The 26143-nt window shown below is 71.6% G+C and carries 21 protein-coding genes; 10 read left to right on the forward strand and 11 right to left on the reverse strand.

Features of this window, described 5'->3' with window-relative positions; genetic code table 11:
* Nucleotides 1-133 precede the first annotated feature (133 nt).
* Nucleotides 134-1081, forward strand: coding sequence for an acyl-CoA desaturase (locus ACZ6SD_RS09110; RefSeq protein WP_465316386.1), 948 nt, complete (start codon nucleotides 134-136; stop codon nucleotides 1079-1081).
* 85 nt (nucleotides 1082-1166) lie between these two features.
* Here ACZ6SD_RS09110 and ACZ6SD_RS09115 read toward each other — a convergent pair whose 3' ends face one another.
* Together ACZ6SD_RS09115 and ACZ6SD_RS09120 are read right to left on the reverse strand one after the other, a co-directional pair.
* Nucleotides 1167-1823, reverse strand: coding sequence for a potassium channel family protein (locus ACZ6SD_RS09115; RefSeq protein ID WP_465316387.1), 657 nt, complete (start codon nucleotides 1821-1823; stop codon nucleotides 1167-1169).
* Complete coding sequence (locus tag ACZ6SD_RS09120) at nucleotides 1823-2488, reverse strand: potassium channel family protein (RefSeq protein ID WP_465316410.1); 666 nt, start codon at nucleotides 2486-2488, stop codon at nucleotides 1823-1825. Before ACZ6SD_RS09120 ends, ACZ6SD_RS09115 begins: the two co-directional genes overlap by 1 nt.
* Before the next feature lie 116 nt (nucleotides 2489-2604).
* Between ACZ6SD_RS09120 and ACZ6SD_RS09125 the strand changes: the two genes are divergently transcribed.
* Genes ACZ6SD_RS09125 through ACZ6SD_RS09135 form a run of 3 tightly spaced genes read left to right on the forward strand, consistent with a single transcriptional unit; the run spans nucleotide 2605 to nucleotide 6562 of the window.
* Nucleotides 2605-4647 carry an APC family permease gene (locus tag ACZ6SD_RS09125; protein WP_465316388.1) on the forward strand — a complete coding sequence of 681 codons (2043 nt, stop codon included), beginning with the start codon at nucleotides 2605-2607 and terminating at the stop codon, nucleotides 4645-4647.
* Nucleotides 4644-5864 (forward strand): class I SAM-dependent RNA methyltransferase, encoded by a 1221-nt coding sequence (locus ACZ6SD_RS09130; protein WP_465316389.1) that lies wholly within the window; start codon nucleotides 4644-4646, stop codon nucleotides 5862-5864. Before ACZ6SD_RS09125 ends, ACZ6SD_RS09130 begins: the two co-directional genes overlap by 4 nt.
* Nucleotides 5861-6562, forward strand: coding sequence for an SDR family NAD(P)-dependent oxidoreductase (locus ACZ6SD_RS09135; RefSeq protein WP_465316390.1), 702 nt, complete (start codon nucleotides 5861-5863; stop codon nucleotides 6560-6562). The genes ACZ6SD_RS09130 and ACZ6SD_RS09135 overlap by 4 nt, the downstream gene beginning before the upstream one ends.
* Nucleotides 6563-6735: 173 nt before the next feature.
* Here ACZ6SD_RS09135 and ACZ6SD_RS09140 read toward each other — a convergent pair whose 3' ends face one another.
* A complete protein-coding gene (locus tag ACZ6SD_RS09140; RefSeq protein WP_465316391.1) occupies nucleotides 6736-7755 on the reverse strand; it encodes a hypothetical protein in 1020 nt (339 codons plus the stop codon).
* Between the two features lie 346 nt (nucleotides 7756-8101).
* Here ACZ6SD_RS09140 and dxs point away from each other — a divergent pair, with 346 nt between their 5' ends.
* Nucleotides 8102-10027 (forward strand): 1-deoxy-D-xylulose-5-phosphate synthase, encoded by a 1926-nt coding sequence (gene dxs, locus ACZ6SD_RS09145; protein ID WP_465316392.1) that lies wholly within the window; start codon nucleotides 8102-8104, stop codon nucleotides 10025-10027.
* Nucleotides 10028-10113: 86 nt separating this feature from the next.
* A complete protein-coding gene (argJ, locus tag ACZ6SD_RS09150; RefSeq protein ID WP_465316393.1) occupies nucleotides 10114-11268 on the forward strand; it encodes a bifunctional glutamate N-acetyltransferase/amino-acid acetyltransferase ArgJ in 1155 nt (384 codons plus the stop codon).
* Between the two features lie 19 nt (nucleotides 11269-11287).
* Here the strand turns inward: argJ and ACZ6SD_RS09155 are convergent, their stop codons facing one another.
* Nucleotides 11288-11938 (reverse strand): class II aldolase/adducin family protein, encoded by a 651-nt coding sequence (locus ACZ6SD_RS09155; protein WP_465316394.1) that lies wholly within the window; start codon nucleotides 11936-11938, stop codon nucleotides 11288-11290.
* A gap of 55 nt (nucleotides 11939-11993) precedes the next feature.
* On the opposite strand from ACZ6SD_RS09155, the gene ACZ6SD_RS09160 reads away from it, so the two are divergent.
* Together ACZ6SD_RS09160 and ACZ6SD_RS09165 are read left to right on the forward strand one after the other, a co-directional pair.
* On the forward strand, nucleotides 11994-12719 hold the full coding sequence (locus tag ACZ6SD_RS09160) for a response regulator transcription factor (protein ID WP_465316395.1): 726 nt from the start codon (nucleotides 11994-11996) through the stop codon (nucleotides 12717-12719).
* Nucleotides 12716-13843, forward strand: a complete 1128-nt coding sequence (locus ACZ6SD_RS09165; RefSeq protein WP_465316396.1) for a sensor histidine kinase — start codon at nucleotides 12716-12718, stop codon at nucleotides 13841-13843. Before ACZ6SD_RS09160 ends, ACZ6SD_RS09165 begins: the two co-directional genes overlap by 4 nt.
* On the opposite strand, the gene ACZ6SD_RS09170 is transcribed toward ACZ6SD_RS09165, so the two are convergent.
* The 5 genes from ACZ6SD_RS09170 to ACZ6SD_RS09190 all read right to left on the reverse strand — a co-directional run bounded on the left by ACZ6SD_RS09170 (nucleotide 13824) and on the right by ACZ6SD_RS09190 (nucleotide 19710).
* Nucleotides 13824-14696, reverse strand: a complete 873-nt coding sequence (locus tag ACZ6SD_RS09170; RefSeq protein WP_465316411.1) for a DUF72 domain-containing protein — start codon at nucleotides 14694-14696, stop codon at nucleotides 13824-13826. The genes ACZ6SD_RS09165 and ACZ6SD_RS09170 overlap by 20 nt on opposite strands.
* Nucleotides 14697-14746: 50 nt before the next feature.
* Complete coding sequence (locus ACZ6SD_RS09175; RefSeq protein ID WP_465316397.1) at nucleotides 14747-15493, reverse strand: DUF72 domain-containing protein; 747 nt, start codon at nucleotides 15491-15493, stop codon at nucleotides 14747-14749.
* An 87-nt stretch (nucleotides 15494-15580) separates the two neighbouring features.
* Nucleotides 15581-17689: a 3-hydroxyacyl-CoA dehydrogenase NAD-binding domain-containing protein gene (locus ACZ6SD_RS09180; protein ID WP_465316398.1), complete on the reverse strand. Its 2109-nt coding sequence runs from the start codon at nucleotides 17687-17689 to the stop codon at nucleotides 15581-15583.
* On the reverse strand, nucleotides 17689-18918 hold the full coding sequence (locus ACZ6SD_RS09185) for a thiolase family protein (RefSeq protein ID WP_465316399.1): 1230 nt from the start codon (nucleotides 18916-18918) through the stop codon (nucleotides 17689-17691). The genes ACZ6SD_RS09180 and ACZ6SD_RS09185 overlap by 1 nt, the downstream gene beginning before the upstream one ends.
* Nucleotides 18919-19032: 114 nt before the next feature.
* Nucleotides 19033-19710, reverse strand: coding sequence for a TetR/AcrR family transcriptional regulator (locus ACZ6SD_RS09190; RefSeq protein ID WP_465316400.1), 678 nt, complete (start codon nucleotides 19708-19710; stop codon nucleotides 19033-19035).
* Nucleotides 19711-19835: 125 nt separating this feature from the next.
* Here ACZ6SD_RS09190 and ACZ6SD_RS09195 point away from each other — a divergent pair, with 125 nt between their 5' ends.
* Entirely contained in the window at nucleotides 19836-20297 is a 462-nt protein-coding gene (locus tag ACZ6SD_RS09195; protein WP_465316401.1) for a nitroreductase family deazaflavin-dependent oxidoreductase, read from the forward strand.
* Between the two features lie 380 nt (nucleotides 20298-20677).
* On the opposite strand, the gene ACZ6SD_RS09200 is transcribed toward ACZ6SD_RS09195, so the two are convergent.
* The gene (locus ACZ6SD_RS09200; RefSeq protein WP_465316402.1) at nucleotides 20678-21922 is read right to left on the reverse strand and encodes an HRDC domain-containing protein; all 1245 of its coding nucleotides are present in this window, start codon (nucleotides 21920-21922) and stop codon (nucleotides 20678-20680) included.
* A 97-nt stretch (nucleotides 21923-22019) separates the two neighbouring features.
* Entirely contained in the window at nucleotides 22020-22736 is a 717-nt protein-coding gene (locus ACZ6SD_RS09205) for a response regulator (RefSeq protein ID WP_035282988.1), read from the reverse strand.
* 775 nt (nucleotides 22737-23511) lie between these two features.
* Here ACZ6SD_RS09205 and ACZ6SD_RS09210 point away from each other — a divergent pair.
* Nucleotides 23512-25968, forward strand: coding sequence for a M14 family zinc carboxypeptidase (locus ACZ6SD_RS09210; protein ID WP_465316412.1), 2457 nt, complete (start codon nucleotides 23512-23514; stop codon nucleotides 25966-25968).
* Nucleotides 25969-26143 lie beyond the last annotated feature (175 nt).

The following is a 26143-nucleotide window of genomic DNA, read 5'->3' on the forward strand; positions in this document are numbered from 1 at the left end:
CGCCGGTCGCGGCGTCGTTTTGGGGCCGTCACTTTTCCGCCACCCGCGGGCCCGTCTGGTCGCGTAGACTTACGGTTACGTAACCGTAGGGACGTCTTGGGGGAGACGCCGGAGAAGTTGAGGTACCCAACCAGTGACGACCACTCTTGAGACTCCCCCCGCACCCACCCAGGGCCCGAAACCGCTGCTCGGCCGCCGTCGCGGCAACACGGAGCAGATCGGCGTCCAGCTGTTCGTGACCATCCCGCTGCTGGCCTTGGCCGCGGCCGTGCCGTTCGCCTGGGGCTGGGGCCTGGGCTGGGCGGACGTGGCCATCGGCGCCGCGTTCTTCGTGTTCACCGGCCTCGGGGTCACCATCGGCTACCACCGGTTCTTCACCCACGGCTCGTTCCGGGCGAAGCGGTGGCTCAAGGTGCTGCTCGCGGTCGCGGGCGGCATGTCCGCGCAGGGCTCGGTCACCGAGTGGGTCGCCGACCACCGCCGCCACCACGCCTTCTCCGACCGCGAGGGCGACCCGCACTCCCCGTGGCTGTTCGGCACCGGCCCGATCGCGGTCGCCAAGGGTTTCTGGCACGCGCACATGGGCTGGCTGTTCGACCGCGACCGCACCAACGTCGAGCGCTTCGCCCCTGACCTGCTCGCCGACCCCGACCTGCGCAAGGTCGACCAGCTTTTCCCGCTGCTGACCGTGGCATCGATGCTGCTCCCGGCGGCCATCGGCGGCCTGGTCACCTGGTCCTGGTGGGGCGCGCTGACCGCGTTCTTCTGGGCCGGGATCATCCGCGTCGCCCTGCTGCACCACGTGACCTGGTCGGTGAACTCGATCTGCCACATGATCGGCGAGCGCCCGTTCAAGTCCCGTGACAAGGCCGCCAACTTCTGGCCGCTGGCCCTGGTGAGCTTCGGCGAGTCCTGGCACAACTCCCACCACGCCGACCCGACCTCGGCCCGGCACGGCGTGCTGCGCGGCCAGCTCGACATCTCCGCCCGGATCATCTGGGCGTTCGAGAAGCTCGGCTGGGCGTGGAACGTCCGCTGGCCCACCCAGGAGCGCATCGCCAAGCTGCGCGTCGACTCCTGATCGACTCTTGATCGACTCCGCCTGACCCGCTGACGGTAAGGGCCGCTTTCCGCGATGTCGGAAAGCGGCCCTTACCGTCGTGCTGTTAGTGGCCCAGAGCCTTCCTGATCTCGCCCTCGACGTCCGCAGAGGCGACGAACAGCAGCTCGTCGCCGCCCTCCAGCGGGTCGTCGGACTGGGGGACGATCACCCGGCCGCCGCGCAGGATGGTCACCAGGGCCGCGTCGCGCGGGAGGTGGACCTCGCGCACGGGCCTGCCCGCCCACGGCGTGTCGGCGGGCAGGGTCATCTCGACCAGGTTGGCCTGGCCCTGGCGCAGGGTCAGCAGCTGCACCAGGCCGCCCACGCTCACCGCTTCCTCGACCATGGCCGCCAGGACCCGGGGGGTGGACACGGCCACGTCGACGCCCCACGCCCCGGTGAACAGCCACTCGTTGGCCGGGTCGTTCACCCGGGCGACGACGCGGCGGACGGCGAAGACGGTCTTGGCCAGCAGGGACACGACCAGGTTGACCTTGTCGTCGCCGGTGGCCGCGATGACGCAGTCGCACAGCTGCAAGCCCGCGTCCTCAAGGGAAGCCAGCTCGCAGGCGTCGGCGAGGACCCACTCGGCCTGCTCGACGGTGTGCGGCTCGAACTGCTTGGCCTCGCGCTCGATCAGCATGACCTGGTGGTCGCCGCTGACCAGCTCGGCGGCGATGGAGCGGCCGACGGCCCCGGCCCCGGCGATGGCGATCCGCATCAGTGTCCCTCCTCCGGCGCCTGCGCCGAGGCCGCCGTGACCTCGCTGACGGTGCCGGACAGCGCCGCGACGTAGAGCTGGTCGTCAGCCTGGATCACGGTCTTGGTCTCGGGCAGCACGCCCGTGCCGAAGCGCATCACGAACGCCACCCGGCAGCCGGTGGCGGCCTGGAACTCCTTCACCGTGCGCCCCACCCAGCCCTCGTGCAGCGGGACCTGCAGCAGCGCCACCTTGCCGGTCGGGTCGCGCCAGGCGGAGGCGACGCCGTCCGGGAGCAGGGTGCGCAGCAGGCGGTCGGTCGTCCACGGCACCGTCGCCACCGTGGGGATGCCCAGGCGCTCGTAGACCTCGGCGCGCTTGGGGTCGTAGATGCGGGCGACGACGTGCTCGACGCCGAAGGTCTCCCGGGCCACCCGGGCGGAGATGATGTTGGAGTTGTCGCCGCTGGAGACCGCGGCGAACGCCCCGGCGCGCTCGATGCCCGCCTCGATCATCACCTGCCGGTCGAACCCGGTTCCGACGACCTGCTGGCCGTGGAAGTCCGCGCCGAGTCTGCGGAAAGCCTGGGCGTCCTTGTCGATCACGGCCACAGAGTGGTCCAGCCGCTCCAGCGCGGCGGCCATGGAGGCCCCCACGCGGCCGCAGCCCATGATCACCACGTGCACGACCAGCCTCCTGTCCACTCTGTCCACTCATCGAGTGACAGTCCCATCGAGCGACAGTGAGGAACCTACCGGTGGCTGCTCCGAAACGGTGACGGGACCGCCTACGCTGTGGCTCCGTGTCCAAGTTCTCAACGGCGGCGAAACGGCTGCTCGTCGGACGGCCGTTTCGCAGCGACCGACTGGCGCACACGCTGCTGCCCAAACGCATCGCGCTGCCGGTGTTCGCCTCCGACGCGATGTCGTCGGTGGCCTACGCGCCGGAAGAGATTTTCCTGATGCTGTCGGTGGCGGGCCTGTCCGCGTACGCGTTCGCGCCGTGGGTCGGGGTGGTGGTCGTCGTCGTGATGCTCACCGTCGTCGCCAGCTACCGGCAGAACGTGCGCGCCTACCCCTCCGGCGGCGGTGACTACGAGGTCGCCACGGTCAACCTGGGCAGACGGGCCGGGCTCACCGTCGCCAGCGCCCTGCTGGTCGACTACGTGCTCACCGTGGCGGTGTCCATCGCCTCGGCCGCGGCCAACATCGGCTCGGCCGTCCCGTTCGTCGCCTCCCACAAGGTCGAGTTCTCCGTGGTCGCGATCGTGGTGCTCACCGCGATCAACCTGCGCGGCATCCGCGAGTCCGGCGCCGCGTTCGCGATCCCGACCTACGCCTTCATGGCCGGGATCATGGGCATGATCGGCTACGGCCTGTTCCGCGGCTTCGTCCTCGGCGAGGACATGCCCGCCGAGAGCGCCAACCTGGAGCTGCACGCGGAGAACGGCGACCTGATGGGCTTGGCCCTGGTCTTCCTGGTGCTGCGCGCGTTCTCCTCCGGCTGCGCCGCGCTCACCGGCGTCGAGGCCATCAGCAACGGTGTCCCCGCGTTCCGCAAGCCCAAGTCGAAGAACGCGGCGACGACGCTGCTGCTCATGGGCGGCATCGCGGTGGTCATGCTGATGGGCCTGATCGTGCTCGCCCAGCTCACCGGCGTGCGGGTCGCGGAGGACCCGGCCACCCAGCTAGTGAACGCGCCCCCCGGCTACGAGCAGAAGACGATGGTCGCCCAGATCGCGGGCGCGGTGTTCGAGGGCTTCCCGGTCGGGTTCTTCTTCATCACCATCGTGACCGCGCTGATCCTCGTGCTGGCCGCCAACACCGCGTTCAACGGCTTCCCAGTGCTCGGCTCGATCCTCGCCCAGGACCGCTACCTGCCCCGGCAGCTGCACACCCGGGGCGACCGGCTGGCGTTCTCCAACGGCATCATCGGCCTCGCCGGGTTCGCGATCGTGCTGGTCGTCGCGTTCGACGCCGAGGTCACCAAGCTCATCCAGCTCTACATCGTGGGCGTGTTCGTCTCGTTCACGATGAGCCAGACCGGCATGATCCGGCACTGGAACCGGCTGCTGGCCACCGAGACCGATCAGGAGGAGCGGCGCAGGATGCGGCGCGCGCAGGCGATCAACGCCTTCGGCCTGGCGATGACCGGCGCGGTCCTGGTGGTCGTGCTGATCACCAAGTTCCTGCTCGGCGCGTGGATCGCGATCGCGGCCATGGCCGCCATCTACGCGCTGATGACCGCGATCCGCAGGCACTACGACCGGGTCAACGACGAGCTGGCCCGCGCCGAGGGCGAGCGGGTGTTCGTGCTGCCCTCGCGCATCCACACCATCGTGCTGGTGTCCAAGCTGCACCTGCCGACCCGCCGCGCGCTGGCGTACGCCCGCGCCACCCGGCCGGACGTGATCGAGGCGATCACCGTCAACGTCGACGACGTCGACACCAAGCGCCTGGTCGCCGAGTGGGACAAGGAGAACTTCTCGGTGCCGCTCAAGGTGATCGAGTCGCCGTACCGCGAGATCACCAAGCCCGTGCTGGACTATGTGAAGCGGGTGCGCACCGACAATCCGCGCGACGTGGTCACCGTGTTCATCCCCGAGTACGTCGTGGGCCACTGGTGGGAGCAGTTCCTGCACAACCAGAGCGCGCTGCGGCTCAAGGGCAGGCTGCTGTTCCAGCCCGGCGTCATGGTGACCAGCGTGCCGTGGCAGCTCGCCTCATCGGAGAAGGTGAGCGACCGCGAGGTGATCGCCCCCGGCGCGATCCGCCGCGGGTTCACGGCGGCCAATAGCAAGGCCAATAGCAAGGCCAATAGCAAGGACAAGGACAAGCCCAAGTGACGGACTGGACCGGCAAGCGCTTCGAGGTCGAGGTGGGCGCGGTCGCCCACGGCGGGCACTGCGTCGCCCGCGCCGAGGGGCGGGTGGTGTTCGTCCGGCACGCGCTGCCCGGGGAACGGGTGGTGGTGGAGGTCACCGAGGACAAGGGCGGCTCGTTCTGCCGCGCGGACGCGGTGGAGGTGCTGACCGCGTCACCTGAGCGGGTGGTCCCGCCGTGCCCGGTCGCCGTGCCGGGCGGCTGCGGGGGCTGCGACTGGCAGCACGCCTCAGGGCCCGAGCAGCGCAGGCTCAAGGCCGCGGTCGTCGCCGAGCAGCTGCGGCGGCTCGCCGGGCTCGACTGGGACGTCGAGGTCGAGGAGCTCGCGGGCGGGCTGACGCACTGGCGCACCCGCACCCGGCTCGCGGTCGACCGCCGGGGCCGGGTCGGGTTCCGCGCGCACCGCGGCCACCGGATCGTGCCGGTGCTCGACTGCGTGATCGCCGCGCCGGGCACGGTCGACGTGCTGGCCAACCGCGAGTGGACCCCGGGCGCGGAACTGGAGGTCGTGGTCGACGCCACCGGCCGCACCCACGCCAGCGAGCTGCTGCCGGACAAGGGGCGGCTGCGCAGCGGCAAACCGGTGCTGACCCCGCACCGGGTGCTGGGCTCGGCCACCGTGGTCGAGCGGGCGGCGCGCCGGGAGTGGCGGCTGTCCGCGCACGGGTTCTGGCAGGTCCACCCGGACGCCGCCGACGTGCTGGCCGAGGTCGTCGGGGAGTGGTCCGGGGCGGGCGAGGCGGACACGGCGTGGGACCTCTACGCCGGGGTCGGCCTGTTCGCCTCGGTGTTGGCCGCCCAGGTGGGTCCGCGAGGGACGGTCGTGGCGGTCGAGTCGTCCCGCCAGGCCGCCGAGGACGGCGCGGACAACCTGGCCGACCTGCCGCAGACCCGGGTGTTCGCGGGCAAGGTCGAGGACGTGCTCGCCGCGGCCGACCTGCCCGCGCCCCGCGTGGTCGTGCTCGACCCGCCCCGCAAGGGCGCGGGCCGCGACGTGGTCGAGGCCATCGCCGCCCGCTCCCCGGACCGGGTCGTCTACGTCGCCTGCGACCCGGCGGCCCTGGCCCGCGACGTGGCGTTCTTCGCCGGGCACGGCTACGACCTGACCCGGCTGCGCGCGTTCGACACGTTCCCGATGACCCAGCACGTGGAATGCGTCGCCCTGCTGGAGCGGCGATGAGCGCGCGCGGCGAGCGGGCGGGCCGGGTCGCGGTGGTCACCGGGGCGAACCGGGGCATCGGCTTCGCGGTCGCCCACGCCCTCGCCGCGCGCGGGGACACCGTCGTCCTGGGCTCCCGCGACCTCGACCGCGGCCGGGCCGCGGCGGCGCGGATTCCGGGGCGGGTGCTGCCGCGCGCCCTCGACGTCACCGGCGATCTCCGGGGCCTGGCCGCGGAACTGGCCGAGGAAGTGGGCCGGGTGGACGTGCTGGTCAACAACGCCGCGATCCACTACGACTCCGGCCAGCGACCATCCACAGCGGACTTGGGAATCGTCGAGGAAGCCTGGCGCACCAACGCTTTGGGCGCCTGGGCGTGCACCCAGGCGTTCCTGCCCCTGCTGCGCCGCGCCCGCTCGGCCCGGGTGGTGATGGTCTCCAGCGAGGGCGGCTCCCTGGCGAGCATGGGCGCGTCGACCCCGGCCTACGCGGTGAGCAAGGCCGCCCTGAACGCCATCACCCGCTCCTTCGCCGCCGACCTGGCTGGCGAGGGCATCCTGGTCAACGCCGTCTGTCCCGGCTGGGTGGCCACCGACATGGGCGGCCCCGGCGGCGGCCCGGTCGAGTCCGGCGCCGCCAGCGTCCTGTGGGCGGCGGACCTGCCCGACAGCGGCCCCACCGGCGGCTTCTTCCGCCACGGCGCCCCACTGCCCTGGTAGACCGCCCGCCGGGGCAGGCGCTGTGGGCGGACTGATTGTGGGAATGGCCGAAGGTCGGCTTCGCGGAGCAGCCGCGCCGGTCGGGGCACCGCGGGCAGGTGCTTGCGGCGCCCCGATGACCCGGTAGGCGGCCTGTTCGCGGGCCCGGTGTGTGGACGCCTATGCCGGGCAGGTCATTCCGCGGGCGGCGGGGTGAACCGTTGGGGTGGGGCGTCCTGCGGCGAAAACCCTTGCGGAGGCGGGAAACCACGGCCGGGGGTCGGCGCGGGGCCCTGCGGCGGCCTGCCACCGGGGGGCGGCGGGCTCGCGTGCCTGCCGCCGCCGTCCGGGCGGGGCGGGACCGGGCCGGGGTTCTGCGGCCCCTGGGGCGGGCGCCCGCCCGAGTGCTGACCTGGCTGGCCCACCGGCGGGCGGCCGGGCGCAACGGGGCCGCCGGACCACGGCGCTCCCGCTTGCCCGGCGCCCGCGTGCTGTCCAGTCCGCTGGTGAGCCGGGCTCGGCTGGCCGGGACCGTGCTGGTCGCCGCCGCGGCGCTGGCCGCCGGTCGGCTGACCGGCAGGGGGCTGGCCGGGACCCGCGGGGCCGCCGCCTGCCTGGCCGGGGCCGGGGTGGGTGCCGGGCGCGCCGGTCGGCTGGCCCGAGGGGGCGCCGCCAGGCTGCTGGGGGGCGTCGGCGGCGTGCTTGCCCGCGGTGGGGAGCGGGATGCCGCCGGGCGGGGTGTGGGCGGCCTGGGTCTCGCTGGACACCGCGGGGGGCAGGCCCGCGCGGGCGCGGAACCAGTCCGGGATGAACTCCTCCGAGCGGGGGAAGGTCCGCAACTCGTCGGCGAAGCCGATCGGGGGCGGGACCCGGCGCCAGGCTGGCTCGACGTCCGGCTCGAACTCGCAGGCGAACGCGCCCGGGGGCTCGATCTCGTACACCGCGCTCAGCCAGGTGCCCCGGCCCGGCCGGTACATGCCCGCCCGCATCCGGCCCAGGCCCTCCACGACCTCCATCGGCGGACGCACCGGGTGCGGGGCGTCCTCGCCCGCGCCGGTGACGAACACATCGACCTCGATGTGCCTGCCCGCCGAGCGGTATTCGGCGCGGATGCGCTGCCAGTCCGGCCCGGCCGCGCGCACCAGCGCGCGGCCGACTTCCTTGGTGAGCTTGGCGAGTTCCGCCTGCTCCATCACCGGCCCTGGCTCGGTCATAGTCGTCCCCCCGTGCGCGGTTCGTCCCCCTGTGTCGCGGGGAAACCCTACCCGGTTGCGGCGGTGGAGATCGTCGGGTTGGGACCGAACGACAGTCCCAACTCGAACGGGTGAACTTCGGTCGCCGCGACCGCCGGGCGGGTCGAAGTCGATCAGCGGCCCGGCCGGGCTCGGGGAGATCGTGTGCGCGGATTGCGCCGATTGTGGGGATGTGGGCGACGCCTCCGAGTGGTCGCCCTGCGTCACTCGTAGACTGGATCGAGGTCTGGATCGAGCCGGTGGCGCGGCGAGAACTCGGCCCAGAGCAGGAGACCAGCCGTTTGACCACAGGACGAGGTGACGACGCGTGACCCTGCTGGAGTCTGTGCACGGACCGGCCGATCTGCGGCGGATGACCGCCGACGAGCTGGATCGGCTGGCCGTCGAGATCCGGTCGTTCCTGGTCGACAAGGTCACCAGGACCGGGGGGCACCTCGGCCCCAACCTCGGGGTGGTCGAGCTGACGATCGCGCTGCACCGGGTGTTCGACTCGCCGCACGACCCGCTGATCTACGACGTGGGCCACCAGGGGTACGTCCACAAGATCCTCACCGGCCGCCGCGACGCGTTCGACGACCTGCGCCAGCAGGGCGGCATCTCCGGGTACCCGTGCCGCGACGAGAGCGAGCACGACCTGGTGGAGAACAGCCACGCCTCCACCGCGCTGTCCTACGCGGACGGCCTGGCCAAGGCGTTCGAGCTGCGCGGCGAGCGGCGCAGCGTGGTCGCCGTGGTCGGCGACGGCGCGCTGACCGGCGGCATGTGCTGGGAGGCGTTGAACAACATCGCCGCGGGCACCGACCGGTCGGTCGTCATCGTGGTCAACGACAACGGCCGCTCCTACTCCCCGACGATCGGTGGCCTCGCCGACCACCTCGCCTCGCTGCGGCTGCGCCCCGGCTACGAGCGCGCGCTGGAGGGCGGCAAGCGCGTCCTGCAGGGCACCCCCGTGGTCGGCAAGCCGCTCTACGCCGCGCTGCACGCGGCCAAGCGCGGCATCAAGGACGCGCTGAGCCCGCAGGCGATGTTCGAGGATCTGGGCCTGAAGTACCTCGGCCCGGTCGACGGGCACGACTTCGACGTCCTCGACGGCGCGCTGCGCCGGGCCAAGGACTTCGGCGGGCCGGTGATCGTGCACGTGGTCACCCGCAAGGGCAACGGCTACCCGCTGGCCGAGAACGACGAGCTCGACCAGATGCACCAGACCGACCCGATCGACCCGGTCACCGGCAAGCCCCGCAAGTCCAAGGGCACCGTGTGGACCTCGGTGTTCGCCGACGAGCTGGCCAAGATCGGCGCCGAGCGCGAGGACGTGGTGGCGATCACCGCGGCGATGCTGCGCTCCACCGGCCTTGCCCCGTTCGCCGAGCGGTTCCCGGACCGCTGCTTCGACGTGGGCATCGCCGAGCAGCACGCCATCACCTCGGCCGCGGGCATGGCGATGGCGGGCCTGCACCCGGTGGTCGCGATCTACTCGACGTTCCTCAACCGCGCCTTCGACCAGCTCCTGATGGACGTGGCCCTGCACAAGCAGCCGGTCACCGTCGTGCTCGACCGGGCTGGCGTCACCGGCCCGGACGGCGCCAGCCACCACGGCATGTGGGACCTGTCGATTCTCGGGGTGATCCCCGGCATCCACATCGCCGCCCCGCGCGACGCCGCGACGCTGCGCGAGGAGCTGCGCGAGGCGGTCGCCATCGACGACGGCCCGTCGGTGCTGCGGTTCCCGAAGGCCACCGTGGGCGAGGACATCGCCGCGGTCGAGCGGGTCGGCTCGGTCGACGTGCTGCGCCGCCCGGCCGAGGGGGAGAGCTCCGACGTCCTGCTGGTCACGGTCGGCTCGTTCGCCGCGCTCGGGCTCGCCGCCGCCGAGCGGCTGGCCGACCAGGGCATCGGCGTGACCGTGGCCGACCCGCGCTGGGTGGCCCCGGTGCCGGGCGAGCTGGCCGGGCTGGCCGCTGGCCACCGGCTCGTCGTCACGGTCGAGGACAGCGGCAGGCACGGCGGGTTCGGCTGGGCGCTGGCTGCCCTGCTGCGTGACGCCAACGTCGACGTGCCGCTGCGTGACCTGGGCATCCCCAACGAGTTCCACGCCCACGGCACCCGCGACGAGGTCCTGGTCCGGCTCGGCCTGACCGCGCAGGACGTGGCGCTGCGGGTCACCGGGTGGGCCTCGGACCTGATCAGCCAGCCCACCGCGGGCGTGCTCGCCCAAGACCGCGATCTGAGCTAGCGGGACCCCTTCCGCCGCACGGTATGATTATGTGACTTGCTGAATAAGTATTCAGCTATTCATGCGTGCGGCGGAAGGAGCCTGCTGTGGCGTCACCGGGTCCGAAGGGCTTTCGCGGGTGGACGACGAACCTGGGCGTCAAGGACGACGCGGAAGACTTCGCGGTCGTGGTCTCCGAGACGCCCGCCGCGGTCTCCGCGGTGTTCACCCGGTCCCGGTTCGCGGGCCCGAGCGTCCTGCTCAGCCGGGAAGCCGCCGCCTCGGGAACCGCGCGCGGGATCGTGGTGATCTCCCGCAACGCCAACGTGGCCACCGGCGACGAGGGGCTGGCCAACGCGCGTGAGGTCCGCGCCCGGGTCGCCGAGGCGGGCGGGTTCGACCCCGACGACCTGCTGATCGCCTCCACCGGGGTGATCGGCCGCCAGTACCCGATGGACCGGGTCCGGGCCGGGCTCGCCCGGCTGCCGTGGCCGCTGCCCGAGGCCCACCTGCCCGCGGTCGCGAAGGCGATCATGACCACCGACACGGTGCCCAAGCACGCGGTCCGGCGCTGCGGCGCGGCCACCATCGCCGCGGTCGCCAAGGGCGTCGGCATGATCGAGCCGAACATGGCGACCCTGCTCACCTTCTTCTTCACCGACGCCGAACTCGACCAGCCGGTGCTCGACCAGGTGTTCCGGCGGGTCATGGACCGCACGTTCAACGCGCTGAGCATCGACACCGACACCTCCACCAGCGACAGCGCCGCCATCCTCGCCAACGGCGCCGCCGGGCCGGTCGACGTCGCCGAGTTCGAGGCCGCGCTGCACGAGGTGGCGCTGAGCCTGGTGCGGCTGATCGCCTCCGACGGCGAGGGCGCCAGCAAGCTCATCGAGGTCCGGGTGCTCGGCGCCCGCGACGACGCGCAGGCCAAGCGGGTCGGCAAGACCGTGGTCAACTCGCCGCTGGTCAAGACCGCGGTGCACGGCGCGGACCCGAACTGGGGCCGGGTGGCCATGGCCGTGGGCAAATGCGAGGACGACCTGGACATCGACCCGGAGAAGGTCGTGATCCGGTTCGGCGACGTGGAGACCTACCCGGCGCCCTCGACCGACGAGGTCCTGGCCGCCGCGGCCAAGCACCTCAGCGGCGACGAGGTCGTCATCACCGTCGACCTGGGCATCGCGGCCGGCGCGTTCACCGTCTACGGCTGCGACCTGACCGACGGCTACATCCGGATCAACGCCGACTACACGACCTGACCCGTCAGGGCTCGGGTCGTCAGGGGAGCCTGCGGACCGTGCCGTAGGACTTGGCCGCGACCTGGCGTTCGTAGTCGGCGCGCTGGGCGCGGTCGAGGGTGCGTGGCGGGCCGAGCGCGGCGGCCCGCCAGTACAGCTCGCAGCCCCACTCCAGCAGCAGCGTGCGGGACAGGGCGGTGTCCAGGTCCGGGCCGTGGGCGATGCCGCCGTGGTTGGCCATCAGCGCCGCGGTCCGCCCGTCCAGCGCGGCCAGCACCGCCTCGGCCAACTCGGTGGTCCCGAACGTTCGGTACGGGGCCACCGGGACCGTGCCGCCCAGCTCCATGAGCTGGTAGTGCACGCACGGCAGCTCGTCGAGGACCAGCGACAGCGCGGTGGCCATCGGCGCGTGCGTGTGCACCACGGCCCCGGCCCGGTAGCGCCGGTAGACGCCCAGGTGCAGGTCCAGCTCGGAGGTGGGCGCGAACGTGCCCTCCACCACCTCGCCGCCGGGGTCGATCACGGTGATGAGCTCCGCGCGCAGGTCGGCCAGGCGCGCGCCGGTCGGGGTGATCGCGATGAGGTCGCCCTGGCGGGCGCTGACGTTTCCCGCCGTGCCCAGGACCAGCCCCTCGGCCGCCAGCCGCCGGGACGCGGTGGCCACCTGTTCCCGCAACGCGCGCAGCATCATGGCTCGATCATGCCCAATTCGGACGCCCGCCCCGAGGGTGTGGCACCTTTGTGTGGTGCGGATTCTGATCGTGGAGGACGAGGAAGCCCTCGCCGAGGCCGTCGCGCGCGGCCTGCGGCGGGAGGGCATGGCCGTCGACGTCGCCCTGGACGGTGACGAAGGGCACGAGAAGGCCACCATCACCCGGTACGACGTCGTGGTGCTCGACCGGGACCTGCCCGGGATGCACGGCGACCAGCTCTGCCGCGAGATCGTCGCCTCCGGCGCGCTGACCAGGGTGCTGATGCTCACCGCCAGCGACGCGGTCGCCGACCGGGTGGAGGGGCTGTCGCTGGGCGCCGACGACTACCTGGCCAAGCCGTTCGCGTTCCCCGAGCTGGTCGCGCGGGTGCGCGCGCTGGCCCGGCGGGCCACGCCGGTGACCCCGCCGGTGCTGGTCGCGGGCGATGTGGAGCTGGACCCGGCGCGCCGCACGGTCTCCCGGGCGGGCAAGGCGGTGGAGCTGACCCGCAAGGAGTTCGGCGTCCTGGAGGTGCTGCTCGCCGCGCGCGGATCGGTGGTGAGCAGCGAGGAGCTGCTGGAGCGGGTCTGGGACGAGAACGCCGACCCGTTCACCACGACGGTGCGGGTCACGGTGATGACCCTGCGCAAGAAGCTCGGCGAGCCCGGCGTCATCGACACCGTGGTCGGCTCCGGCTATCGGGTCTCCCCGGCGGTCGGTGAGCGCGGCGGCTCCGGCGAGCAGGGCGGTGTCGGCCAGCAGGGCAGCGGCGCGGAGTGACCGACCGCAGGCGCGGCATCGGGTTGCGCGCGAAGGTCACGCTGCTGGCGACCGGGCTGGTGGCCGCGGTCAGCGTGCTGCTGCTGTGGCTGGCCTGGCTGCTGGCGGGCGGGGTGGCGGCGTCGGTGCCGTCGCTGCCCGAGGGCAGCACGGTCATGGTGGGCGGCGTGCGGGTGGCCGCGGAGCAGTTGGCCGAGGCGCTGGCGCGGGACGCGCGGGACCGGGTGCTGCTCGCGGGCTCGGTGGCCTTCGTCTGCGTGGTGCTGGCGACCGCGCTGCTGGCCTGGGCGATCACCGGCCGGGTGCTGCGCCCGCTGCGCGAGGTCACCGCGACCGCGCACCGGCTCTCGGTCGAGTCCCTGGGCGAGCGCATCGAGCACCAGGGCGCGCGCGACGAGGTCGCCGAGCTGGCCGACACCTTCGACGCGATGCTGGACCGGTTGCAGGCGGCGTTCTCCGCGCAGCGGCAGTTCGTCGCCAACGCCAGCCACGAGCTGCGCACCCCGCTCGCGGTGATCCGCACCGAGCTGGACGTGACCCTCGCCGACCCGGACGCCGACGTGGCCGAGCTGCGGCGGATGGCCGACGTGGTCCGCGCCGCCACGCTGCGCGCGGGCGAGCTGGTCGAGGCCCTGCTGGTGCTGGCCCGCACCGACGGCCTCGGCGTGGGCGCCACCGGCCCGGTCGACCTGCCCGCGGTGGTGGCGGGCGCGTGGCGCTCGGCCCGCGCGGAGGCGCGGCGCCGGGGCATCACGGCCCGCTTCGAGGACGGGCACGCCACCGTGATCGGCGACGCGGCTTTGCTCGAACGGGTGGCGGGCAACCTGCTGGAGAACGCCGTGCGGCACAACGTGGACGGCGGCTGGATCGAGGTCCGCACGTCCTGCGGACCACAGTGGACGACGCTGGAGGTCGCCTCGTCGGGCGCGGTCGTCCCGCCGGAACGGGTCGCGGAGCTGTTCGAGCCTTTCCGTCGCGGCGGTGTGGACCGCACATCGCATACCGGCACCGGGTTGGGCCTGTCTATCGTGCGCGCGGTAGCGAGGGCTCACGGCGGCACGGTAAGCGCGGAACCGGTGCCGGGCGGCGGGTTGCGCGTCACGGTCACTTTCCCGACTTCGTGACCCGGCGGGCGAGGGACTGGGCGTCGCCGGGGGCCTTCACCTTCATGTCGTTGTCGAAGTAGACGTACACGTCCCTACCGGACTCGCGGTAAGGGGCCGGTGGGGCGACGGTGTGCTCTGAGCGCACGTTCTTACCGCTGCGCCACGTCTTGACCTTCTTAGCCCAAGAGTCCAACGCGGAATCGGAGTAACCGCTGGCGTACAGCTCTTTGTCGCCGTGCAGGCGGACGTAGACGAAGTCCGCGGTCACGTCGTCCAGATAGGGCCACTTCCCTGCGGTGTCCGCGACGACAAGGGCGATGTCGTTGTCCCGCAAGAGGTCTACGAACTCACGGTTCGCGAAAGCGCGATTGCGCACCTCCAGCGCGTGCCGCAGCGGCCGGTCGGCGTCGGTCTCCGTCCACTGTCGACCGTCCATGCGCTCGTCGTGCCGCTTGGCGAGCGCTGCGGCTTCCTCGGTGGTGCGCGGAAGGGCGTGGAAGAACTCGGCGGGAACGTCCGGGGCGTAGGCGAAGTTCTCTGGAAGCTGCCACAGCACCGGCCCCAGCTTCGCGCCCAGCGCCAGCACCCCGGACGCGAAGAAGTTCGCCAGCGGGGTCTGCGAGTCCTTGAGGCGCTTCATGTGCGTGATGAACCGGGGGCCCTTGACCGAGAACACGAAGTCGTCCGGCGTCTCGTCCCGCCACTTCCGGTAGCTCTCCGGCCGTTGCAGCGAATAGAAGGAGCCGTTGATCTCGATCGACCCCACCTGCCGCGACAGGTACTCCAGCTCCCGCCGCTGCGGCAGGCCCTTCGGGTAGAACGTCCCCCGCCACGGCGGATAGAGCCACCCGGACGTTCCGATCCAGACCATGCCCGTTTTGCCCGTCCCGCCCGCCCTTCCTGTCACCTCTTAATCGTCGGTTACGCCGCCGCGACCCGCACGCGGCCCGCCAGCTTCTCGGCGTCGCGGGGCGCGTGGGCGGCCATGGTGTTGTCGAAGTAGACATAGACGTCCCGCTCCTGCCGCCACCGACGCACCCGGTCCGCCCAGAGGTCCAAAGCGGTGTCGCTGTAGGCGCTCTTATACAACTCGGTGTCGCCGTGCAGGCGCAGGTAAGCGAAGTCCGCCGTGTCGGTAAGCAGGCTCGGCCAGACTCCCGGACTGTCGGACACGACCAGGGCCACACCGTGCGCGGCGAGAAGGTCGGCGACCTCGTCGCAGGCGAAGCTGGGGTGGCGCACCTCCAGCGCGTGCCGCTGGTCGCGGGGGAGCAGCCGCAGGAACCCGCCCAGCACGTCGGGATCGAACCGCAGCGACGCCGGGACCTGCCACAGGATCGGGCCCAGCTTCTCGCCCAGCTCCAGCACGCCCGAGTCGAAGAACTCCGCCACCGGCTCCTCGACCGACCGCAGCCGCCGCACGTGCGTCACCAGCCGCGGCCCCTTCACCGCGAACACGAACCCGTTCGGCGTCAGGTCGCGCCAGCGCCGGTAGTCCCCGGGTCTGCGCGGGCCGTAGAAGGTCCCGTTGATCTCGATGGTGTCGACCCGGCGGGACAGATACGGCAGCTCTTGCCGCTGCGGCAGACCCGGCGGGTAGTAGACCTTCCGCCACTCCGGATAGACCCACCCCGACGTCCCGATCCGCACCCGCCCGGTCTTGATCATCACTCGATGGTGCAACAGCTGATCAAGTCCCGCACAACGGAAAGCCCCCGGCGCGCGTGCGCGCCGGGGGCCTCCTACGAAAAGCTCTTACACGGTCGGGACCGACGCCACGCCCGGAGCCAGGAACGGCTTGCCGTTGACCTTCTCCGAGATGCCCTCGCGGTCCAGGTACGGGGTGATGCCGCCCAGCCAGAACGGCCAGCCGCCGCCGAGGATCATGCACAGGTCGATGTCCTGCGCCTCGGCGACCACGCCCTCATCGAGCATGATCCGGATTTCCTCCGCGACGCCCTCCAGCACCCGGGCGCGGACCTGCTCGCCGGTCAACTCGACCGAGCCGAACTCCCACAGCGCCTGCACCTCGGGGTCGACGGTCTGGTTGCCCGCGTCGTCCCACGTCCACACCGCGGTCTTGCCCGCCTCGACAAAGCGCTTCATGTTCGCCGAGACGCCGAAGCGGTCGGGGAACGCGCCGTGCATCGTCTCGGCCACGTGCAGCGCCACCGGGGCGCCGACCAGCTGGAGCAGCACCAGCGGGCTCATCGGCAGGCCAAGCGGCTCCACCGCGCGGTCGGCCACCTCGAACGGGGTGCCCTCGTCGATCGCCTTGACGACCTCGCCCATGAACCGGGTCAGCAGCCGGTTGACCACGAACGCGGGCGCGTCCTTGACCAGCACCGACGACTTCTTCAGCGACTTGCCCACCGCGAACGCCGTCGCCAGGGTGGCGTCGTCGGTCTGCTCGGCGCGCACGATCTCCAGCAGCGGCATGACCGCGACCGGGTTGAAGAAGTGGAAGCCGACCACGCGCTCGGGGTGCTTGAGCTTCGCGGCCATGTCGGTGATCGACAGCGACGAGGTGTTGGTCGCCAGCACGCACTCCGCGCTGACGTGCTCCTCGACCTCGGCGAGGACGACCTGCTTGACGCCCAGCTCCTCGAACACGGCCTCGATGACGAAGTCCGCGTCGGCGAACGCCGCCTTGTCCAGCGACCCGCTCACCAGCGCCTTGAGCCGGTTCGCGCCGTCTGCGGAGACCCGGCCCTTGGCGGCGAGCTTGTCGACCTCGGCGTGCACGTAGGACACGCCCTTGTCGACCCGCGCCTGGTCGATGTCGGTGAGCACCACCGGCACCTTGAGCTGGCGGACGAACAGCAGCGCCATCTGGCTGGCCATCAGGCCCGCGCCGACGATGCCGACCTTGCCCACCTTGCGCGCCAGCGACTTGTCCGGCGCGCCGGCGGGGCGCTTGGCCCGCTTCTGCACCAGGTTGAACGAGTACAGCCCGGCCCGCAGCGGGTCGGTCATCAGCACGTCGGCCAGCGCCTCGGTCTCGGCCGCGTAGCCGCGGTCGAGGTCGTTCTCCCTGGCCAGCTCCAGCAGCTCCAGCGCCTTGAGCGCGCCGGGCGACGCGCCCTTGGTCTTGCCGTGCACGATGCCCTTGGCCCGCTCGACGGCGGCGTCCCACTCGGCGCCGCGGTCGATCTCGCGCCGCTCGACGGTGGCCTTGCCGTTGACGACGTCGGCCGCCCAGAGCAGCGACTGCTCCAGGAAGTCCGCCGACCCCAGCAGCCGGTCGAACATGCCCAGCTCGTGCGCCTGCTTGGGCTTGAGCATCCGGTTCTGGCTCAGCGCGTTCTCGAAGATCACCGTCACGGCCGCGTCCGGGCCGATCAGGTTCGGCAGCAGCTGCGTGCCGCCCCAGCCGGGGAACAGGCCGAGGAAGACCTCCGGCAGCGCGATCGCGGCCGTGTTGTCCGACAGGGTGCGGTAGTGGCACGACAGCGCCAGCTCGACGCCGCCGCCCATGACCGCGCCGTTGACGAAGGCGAAGGTCGGGATCTCCGACTCGGTGAACCGGCGGAACACGTCATGCCCGGTCTGCGCGATGTCCAGAGCGGTGGACCGGTCGGCGATCTGCTCGACGCCGGACAGGTCGGCGCCGACGGCGAAGATGAACGGCTTGCCGGTGACCGCGATCGCGGCGGGCTCGGCGGCGAACGCCTCGTCCAGCGCGTTGTTGAGGCTCACCAGGCTCTGCGGCCCGAAGGTCGATGGCCGGGTGTGGTCGTGGCCGTTGTCGATCGTGATCAGGGCGACCTGCTTGGCCAGGCCGGGAACCTTGATCAGCCGAGTCGTCGCCTTGGTGACGACCTCGTCCGGGAAGGCCTTCTCGGCCTGCTCCTGCGTCAGCATCAGTTGTCGCCCCCGTTCCAGTTGGGGTTCTCCCAGATCACGGTGCCGCCCATGCCGATGCCGATGCACATCGAGGTCAGGCCGTAGCGCACGTCCGGGCGCTCGGCGAACTGGCGGGACAGCTGCGTCATCAGCCGCACGCCCGAAGAGGCCAGCGGGTGCCCGCAGGCGATCGCGCCGCCCCACTGGTTGACCCGAGGGTCGTCGTCGGCGATGCCGAAGTGGTCGAGGAACGCGAGCACCTGCACCGCGAACGCCTCGTTCAGCTCGAACAGGCCGATGTCGTCGATGGTCAGCCCGGCGCGCTTGAGCGCCTTCTCCGTGGCCGGGACCGGGCCGATGCCCATGACCTCGGGCTCGACGCCGACGAAGGAGAAGCCGACCAGGCGCATCCCGACCGGCAGGCCCAGCTCGCGGGCGGTCTCCTCGTCGGCCAGGATGCAGCCGGTCGCGCCGTCGTTCAGACCGGCCGCGTTGCCCGCGGTGACCCGGCCGTGCGGGCGGAACGGAGTCTTGAGGGTGGCGAGCTGCTCCACGGTGGTGCCCGGGCGCGGCGGCTCGTCCTCGGTGGCCAGGCCCCAGCCCAGCTCCGCGGAGCGGGTCGAGACGGGGACCAGCTCGGGGCCGATCTTGCCCGCCTTCACCGCGTCGGCGTACTTCTCCTGGCTGCGCGCGGCGTAGGCGTCGCAGCGCTCCTTGGTGAGCTGCGGGTAGCGGTCGTGCACGTTCTCCGCGGTCTGGCCCATGACCAGCGCGGTCGGGTCGACCAGCTTGTCGGCCACGATGCGCGGGTTCGGGTCGACGCCCTCGCCCATCGGGTGGCGGCCCATGTGCTCGACCCCGCCCGCGATCACGATGTCGTACGCGCCGAACGCGATGCCGCTGGCGCTGGTGGTGACCGCGGTCATCGCGCCAGCGCACATGCGGTCGATGGCGTAGCCGGGCACCGACTTCGGCAGCCCGGAGAGCAGCGCGGCGGTGCGGCCGATGGTCAGCCCCTGGTCGCCGATCTGGGTCGTCGCGGCGATGGCGACCTCGTCCACGCGCTCCGGCGGCAGCTCGGGGTGCCTGCGCAGCAGTTCACGGATGACCTTCACGACGAGATCGTCGGCGCGCGTCTCCGCGTAGATGCCTTTCGGGCCTGCCTTGCCGAACGGCGTCCGCACGCCGTCGACGAAGACCACGTTCCGAACGGCGCGCGCGGCTGCGGAAGCAGCGGGTGCGGCCACGGGGTGCTCCTTAGACTCTTGGGCTACCAATCGGTAACAAGGCCTAGCCTACCGCTTGTTACCGGCGAGTAACTACCTCTGTGCCCCTATGGTGTGGCTCACATCCCCAGGTGTTCACTCGGGGAGCCCGACGAACTCGGCCATCCGCGCCACGGCGTAGTCGAAGAACTCGTCCGCTGGGTCGGCGGTGCCCACGAGCTGGCCGAACAGCTCGAAGTTGACCATGCCGAACAGCTGCGTCCAGGCCACCATCACCCGGGCGAGCGCGCCCGGGGCGACCTCGAACGAGACGAGTTCGCGGATGCGCGCCACCTGCTCGCGCAACGTGGGCGGCACCTCGCTGTCCGGGGCCGCTCGCGCGATCTCGACCAGCGTCAGCGGCGCCCGGCCAGCGGGCGCGACGGTGTCCTGCGGCGCCCGGTAGCCCGGAACCGGGGAGCCGTAGATGAGCGCGTACTCGTGCCGGTGCGCCAGCGCCCAGTTCCGGACCGCGTGGGCCGCCGCGCGCCACCGCGCCCGGGGTGAGCCGGTGCGCGCCGCCTCTTCGACGGCGGAGCCGAGGGCGTCGTAGGCGTCGATGATCAGCGCGGTCAGCAGGTCGTCGCGGCTGGGGAAGTAGCGGTAGAGAGCCGAGGAGACCATGCCCAGGCTGCGCGCGACGGCGCGCAGGGAGAGCCGGTGGGCGCCGTCGGTCGCGAGCTGGCGCCGGGCTTCCTCCTTGATCTCGCGGGTCAGCTCGGCCCGGGCGCGGTCGCGCGCGGTCCGGCCCGCGTTCCTGGACGGAGTGCTCATGGAGGCAGTGTGCCTCCGTTTGGAGCGCCGCACAAACACGAGAGCAGTGCTCTTGACGCGGGCTCGGCGGTGCGGTTCACTGACCCCGACCGAGAGCACTGCTCTCTCTTTTATCGGAGGATGTCATGACCAGTGCCCAGCCCCGCTACCTGCGTCCGGGGCGCTTCGTCCGCGCCATCCGCATGGACGCCTTCGTCGCCTTCCTGGTCCGCCGCGGCGTCAACGTCTGGGGCTCGCGCGTGCTGTCGGTGCGCGGCCGCAAGAGCGGCGAGATGCGCACCACCCCGGTCAACCTGCTCACCTTCGAGGGCGAGCAGTACCTGGTCGCCCCCCGCGGGCACACCCAGTGGGTCCGCAACCTCCGCGCCGCTGGCGAAGGCGAACTCCGCCTCGGCGACAAGACCCAGCGCTTCACCGCCGTCGAACTCGCCGACGAGGCCAAGCCCGCCCTGCTGCGCGCCTACCTCAAGCGCTGGGCCTGGGAAGTAGGCGCCTTCTTCGACGGCGTCGGCCCCAAATCCAGCGACGAGGAACTGCTGGCGGCCGCCCCCAACCACCCGATTTTCCGCCTGACGATCGAGTCCTGATCGGCCGCGCTCACGGTACGGAAGGCGCGCGGCCAGCCCCAACGCGTCTTCCGTCCGCGGCAAACCGCTTGAATCCGCGCCGCGTGCCCGCCGTCTCGCCAACACGCGGTTTGCGCCGCCTGTCGTCACCGCCAGCCTGAGGTCTCGCTGGCCGTGCCCGTTCGCCCCGTCGCTCCGACCGCATTCTTCGCGCTCACGCACACGCGCGCGACATAGCCCACCCATCCCGGGGGGCCGCCCCGCTCCAGTCTATCGGTTTTCGGGGCGCGGGGAAGGGGTGGGCGAAACCTGTGGACAACTTCGGCTATTGGGGATAGCCGACGCTGCCACCACGCCGTTTCCGGGACAATCGCGTGCCCGATGAGGCGGGCGGGGCGCGGTCAGCCAGCCGTTGTTTTGAGGGCCGCGCTTACCGCGTCGATGGTTAGGGTTATCTGCCATTCGCGGGCGCCGCCTGTGCGGAGGGTGTGGGCGACGGAGTCGGTGTCCAGGTCCGCCGGGGGCTGCCAGCAGGTGCGGCGCAGCAGGTCCGGCTGTAGCAGGTTCTCCACAGGGAGGCGGTTGTCCTCGGCGATCTTGGCCAGGGCGGTGCGGGCGGCGGCCAGGCGGGCCGCTGCCTCCGGGTCCTTGTCCGCCCAGCGGTTGGCGGGCGGCGGGCCGTCGGCGGGCGGGGAGGGGTCGGGAAGCTCGGCCTTGGGGAGTTGGGCGGCGGTGCGCAGGGCGCGCATCCAGGTGCCCGCGAGCCGCCGTTGGGCGCGGCCCTTGAAGACCGGGAGTTGCAGCAGGGCCTGCTCGTCGGTGGGGTTGACCGAGGCCGCCTGGATGATGGCGCTGTCGGGGAGCACGCGGCCGGGGGCGATGTCGCGTTCGCGGGCCATCGCGTCGCGGGTTTCCCATAGGGCGCGGATGGCGGCTAGGCCGCGCGGGGTGCGGACGCTGTGGATGCCGGAGGTGCGCCGCCACGGCTCCTTGCGCGGCGGGGCGGGGTCGGCGGTGCGCAGCGCCTCGAACTCCTCCAGCGCCCACTCCAGCTTCCCCTGGGCGCGCAGCTCGTCCTCCAGCGCGTCGCGGAGCTGGATCAGCAGCTCGACGTCGAGGGCGGCGTAGTTGAGCCAGTCGACCGGAAGCGGTCTGCGCGACCAGTCCGCGGCGCCGTGGCCCTTCTCCAGCCGGTAGCCGAGCAGCAGCTCGACCAGGGTGCCCAGGGCGACCCGCTCGAAGCCCGCGAGCCTGCCCGCCAGCTCGGTGTCGAACAGCCGGGCCGGGCGCAGGCCGAGGTCGGCCAGGCACGGAAGGTCCTGGGACGCGGCGTGCAGCACCCACTCGTCGGCGGTGAGCGCCTCGATCAGGGAGTCGACCCGGTCGTCCACTGCGACGGGATCGACAAGAAAGGTTCCGGCGCCTTCCCGGCGGACCTGGACCAGGTAAGCGCGCTGGGAGTACCGGTAACCGGAGGCCCGCTCAGTGTCCACGGCGATCGGCCCGCGACCTTCGGCGATGCGCCGGGACGCCCGGTCCAAAGCGCTCAGGTCGGTGACGACGTCAGGGGTGCCTTCCGCCGGTTCGGTGAGCAGCACCGGAGCAGGCGGATCTGTCGGTGTGGGTCCTGTTCCGGGGGTAGTCACGGCCGATGACCCTACGGCACGAGCGGTGACCTCCGTCGGAGATCAGCAGCAGTCGTGTGGCTGGGCCATGCCCAGCCCAGCCACACGACTGCTGTTGTCATCGGATGACGCCTGCCCGCATGGCCAGGGCGACCATCTGCGCCCGGTCGCCGGTGCCCAACTTGCGGCCGATCCGCGACAGGTGCGACTTCACCGTGAGCGCCGAAAGGTTCAGCGCCTCGCCGATCTCCTTGTTGGACTGGCCGTCCGCGACCAGTTGGAGCACCTCCACCTCGCGAGCCGACAGCTCACGCGGGGTGTTGTCGGTGCCCGGGACCCGGGTTCCCGTCGCGAGGACCGGCGCGACGCTCGGGTCGGCGTAGACGCCGCCTTCGAGCACTCGCCGAACCCCGTCGGTCACCACGACCGGCGACGCGGACTTCAGCAGGTACGCCTGGGCGCCCGCTTGGAAGGCCGATCGAACGGCGTACGGGTCGTCGGAAGAAGCCAGCACGACGATGCGCGGCCAACCGTGGCTGCGCAGCTCCGTGACCAGCTCGATCCCACTGCCGTCCGGCAGTCCGAGATCGAGGATCGCGAGATCGCACGGGCCGGTGGCCTGTGCGCGCGCCCTCGCCTCGGCCACCGTGGCGGCCTCATGCACTGTGCCCGCGCCCATCTGCGTGAGCCGAGCAGCTATCGCCTCCCTCAACAGTGGGTGGTCGTCGACCACCAGCACTGAGAACAGCTCCTCCCGCGGGTGCGGGACCATGTTCGCCGGCAAAGAGCCGGCTGGCGTGGTTCGAACGGCCTGACCTAAGCCGACGGCAGCCACGTCACTACCTCCCTGGAGTCGGTCGTTGCCCCCCGACCGGCACTGGGACTTTCGACCAAACAGCCGCGCCGCCGTTGGACCGAAAGTGGTGTCGACGGAGGAAGCCTAGCCGCCCAAGCGGGTTAGCGGGACGATCAATCGGGTAAGTATCCGATCGGGTTGTGACTCAGGGGGGTGTCGGTCACACGATCGGGTGAGTCACCGATCGGTGACGTAACGAGTCGGACTCGCTACGCGATGAAACAGAGTCGCGGGTTGCGCTGGACTAGGGGTTCCGCGGTGTCCGCCGCCACGCGCCCGATTCCGGTTGTCGGCAGGTGCGGCGGCCTTTCGGCCGCGCGGCGGCCCCGATGTCGGCCCAGCACCCCGCCTTGACACCGACCCGAATAGTGCTCTACGTCACTATTGGCCGCAAGGTGCCGCCCTCGAAGCTCTCCGCTCCGGAGACGACGCTCCCCGACGGGAACCGGGAGCCACGGAACTTTAACTGGCAAAAGGTAAAAATTTCCGCCCGTCCCACTGTCGGACAGGCTGGGTTAGCGCCCGGTTCATGGCCGAAAACCGTCGTGGGCTCTTCGAGTGAACCTGGCCGCGCGTGGCAACGGGTAATCGTTAACCGGCCCGCTCTTGCGCGCCGGTGGCTAGCGTCGCGCTGGTGGTCCGCCGCGGGACGGTGGTGTGGGGACGACGTGGGGAAGACGGAGTGGGAGGGGTGGCCGTGAGTTCAGCGGAGCGGGTAGGGAAGGCGCCTGGGGGGCGTCTACCGGCGTGGCGGATAGCCGCCGCGGTGGGACTCAGCGGGGCGGTTGTCCTCGGCCTCACCACGGCCACCGGAACCAACGCCGTGGCGGCGGACAACGTCCTCACCGCCAACCGGGACGTCGCCCGGCCGTGCTTCGGCGCGCTGCTGCCCCCGGGCAGCGCGGGCGTCGACCGGCGCGAGGTGACCGCGAGCGTGGACGGCATCGTCCAGGCGCGGCTGACCCCGCACGGCGCGGGCTCCGGCGACTGGGACGTCGCGGTGTTCGACCAGAATTCCGGGGCCGTGGTCGCCGCGTCCGCCGCGCTGCGCAGCGTGGAGCTGGCCGAGAGCTTCGTGGCCAAGGGTCAGCGGCTCGTCGTCCAGGCGTGCCGGTACTCCGGCTCCGCGCGGACGGTCAAGCTCGGCGTGGACTTCCTGGCCGTTGACACTTTGGACGCGCAGTCTGCGCAGTCCAAGCAGGCCGACATCGTGCGCGTGGAGACACCGACCAAGCAGCACAAAGACCGGCTGTTCGCCCTCGGCCTCGACGTGACCGAGAAAGCCGACGACACCGGGGTCGAGGTCGTGCTCTCCAGCGACGCCGACCGCAAGATCCTCGCCGACAGCGGGATGCGCTCGACGGTCGTGCAGGCCGACATCTCGGCCAAGTCCGTCGCCAACGCCAAGCGCGACCGGGAGTACGCGGCCGCGGTCAAGGCGTCCGCCCTGCCGTCCGGCCGCACCTCCTACCGGCACCTCTACGACTACGACTACGAGATGAAGGAGCTGGCCAGGGCGAACCCCGGCCTGGTCAAGGCGTTCACGCTGCCGAACCTCACGTGGGAGGGCCGCGACGTCGTCGGCGTGGAGATCGCCGCGAACGTCGGCAACACCGCGGACGGCAAGGCCGTCAACTTCACCATGGGCGTGCACCACGCCCGGGAGTGGCCCGCCGGTGAGCACGCCATGGAATGGGCGCACGAGCTGGTCAAGGGCTACAAGGCGGGCGGCGAGATCCGGTCGCTGGTCGGCAAGACCCGCAATATCGTGGTCCCGATCGTCAACCCGGATGGGTTCTCGATCTCCCGCGAAGCCGAGCCCAAGGGCGACTTCACCCGGTTCGACTACGAGATGAAGCGCAAGAACTGCAACCCGACGGACTCCCCGGAGGAGCTGCGGACCGGGGTCTGCGCGGCCAACCCGGCAGGCCGGGTGCGCGGCACCGACCCCAACCGCAACTACGCGGGCTTCTGGGGCGGCGCGGGCGCGTCGGCGACCTGGAGCAGCGACACCTTCCGCGGCTCCGGGCCGTTCTCCGAGCCCGAGACGCGCAACGTCCGCTCGGTGGTGTCGACCCGCCAGGTCACCAACCTGATCACCCTGCACACCTACTCCAACCTGGTGCTGCGCGTGCCCGGCGTCGCCGACGTCCGGCCGCCACTCGACGAGCCCGCGTACAAGGCGCTCGGCGACAAGATGGCCTCCCGCAACGGGTACGTCAGCAAGCCGTCGTGGCAGCTCTACGACACCACCGGGGGAACGGAGGACTGGTCGTACTTCGCGACCGGCGGCTACGGCTTCACCTTCGAGGTCGGCGCCAACGAGTTCCACCCGCCGTTCGAGACCGGGGTCGTCGCCGAGTACGCGGGCCTCGCGCCCGCCGCGGGCGCGGGCAAGGGCGGCAACCGGCAGGCGTTCATCGACATGCTGGCCAACGCGGCGGACCCGGCCGCGCACTCGACTCTGATCGGCTCCGCGCCCAAGGGATACCAGCTGCGGCTGCGGAAGTCGTTCCAGACGCCTACCTCGCCGGTTATCGCGCCGGACGGCTCGACCGGCGAGCCGATCTATGTGGCGGACACGCTGACGTCTGAGCTTGCTTCGACCGGCGGCCGGTTCGCCTGGGCGGTCAATCCGTCGACTCGGCCGTACGTGGCCGGGCGCTATGGGCGTGATCCGCAGGGACCGCCGCAGGGGCCGGTCGCTTTGGCGAACCCGGCTGGGGTTCCGGCGGTGAACGACGACTTCCCGAACAACCCGACCGCGGAGAGCATCCCGTTCCACGTGGATGGCCTGCCCGCTGTGGACAACGGGAGGATGACCGTCTCGGTGGGGTGGGGCTCGGAGGAGACGGACTGGGACCTGTACGTGTTCGACGCCGCGGGCAACATGGTGACGTCGTCGGCGGGGAGTGGGGCGAACTCTGAGCGGGCTGTTCTGCTGGACCCGCCTGCCGGGGATTACACGGCGGTGATGGTCAACTACTCGCAGGCTGATCCTGCGGCGACTGATGACTGGTCGAATATGCGGGTGGAGTTCGCGTCTCCGTTGCCTACGACTTATGGGCCTAAGGAGCCTTACACGCTGACGTGCAGTGATCGGCGCGGCAGGGTGGTGGGGTTGGCTGAGGTTTATGTGGATCGTGGGCAGACGGCTGATGTCGGGGATGTCTGCCTTCGGTCGGCTCGGGTCGCCAAGGAGCGGCGATGAGCTGAGGTTCTTTGGGGTGGCGTGGCTTTGGTGGGGTTGCTCGATGGGTGGTGCGGGTTCCTGGGCTGGGTTCCGGGGGTTTGCTCGATGGGGTGGAGTGGTTTCTTTGGGGCCCCTATGAAGGAAGATCCCGTCGTGGGAAAGACGGGTGGGGAGCCTTCGGCCCCACGACCAC

Source organism: Actinokineospora sp. NPDC051303, assembly GCF_055586285.1.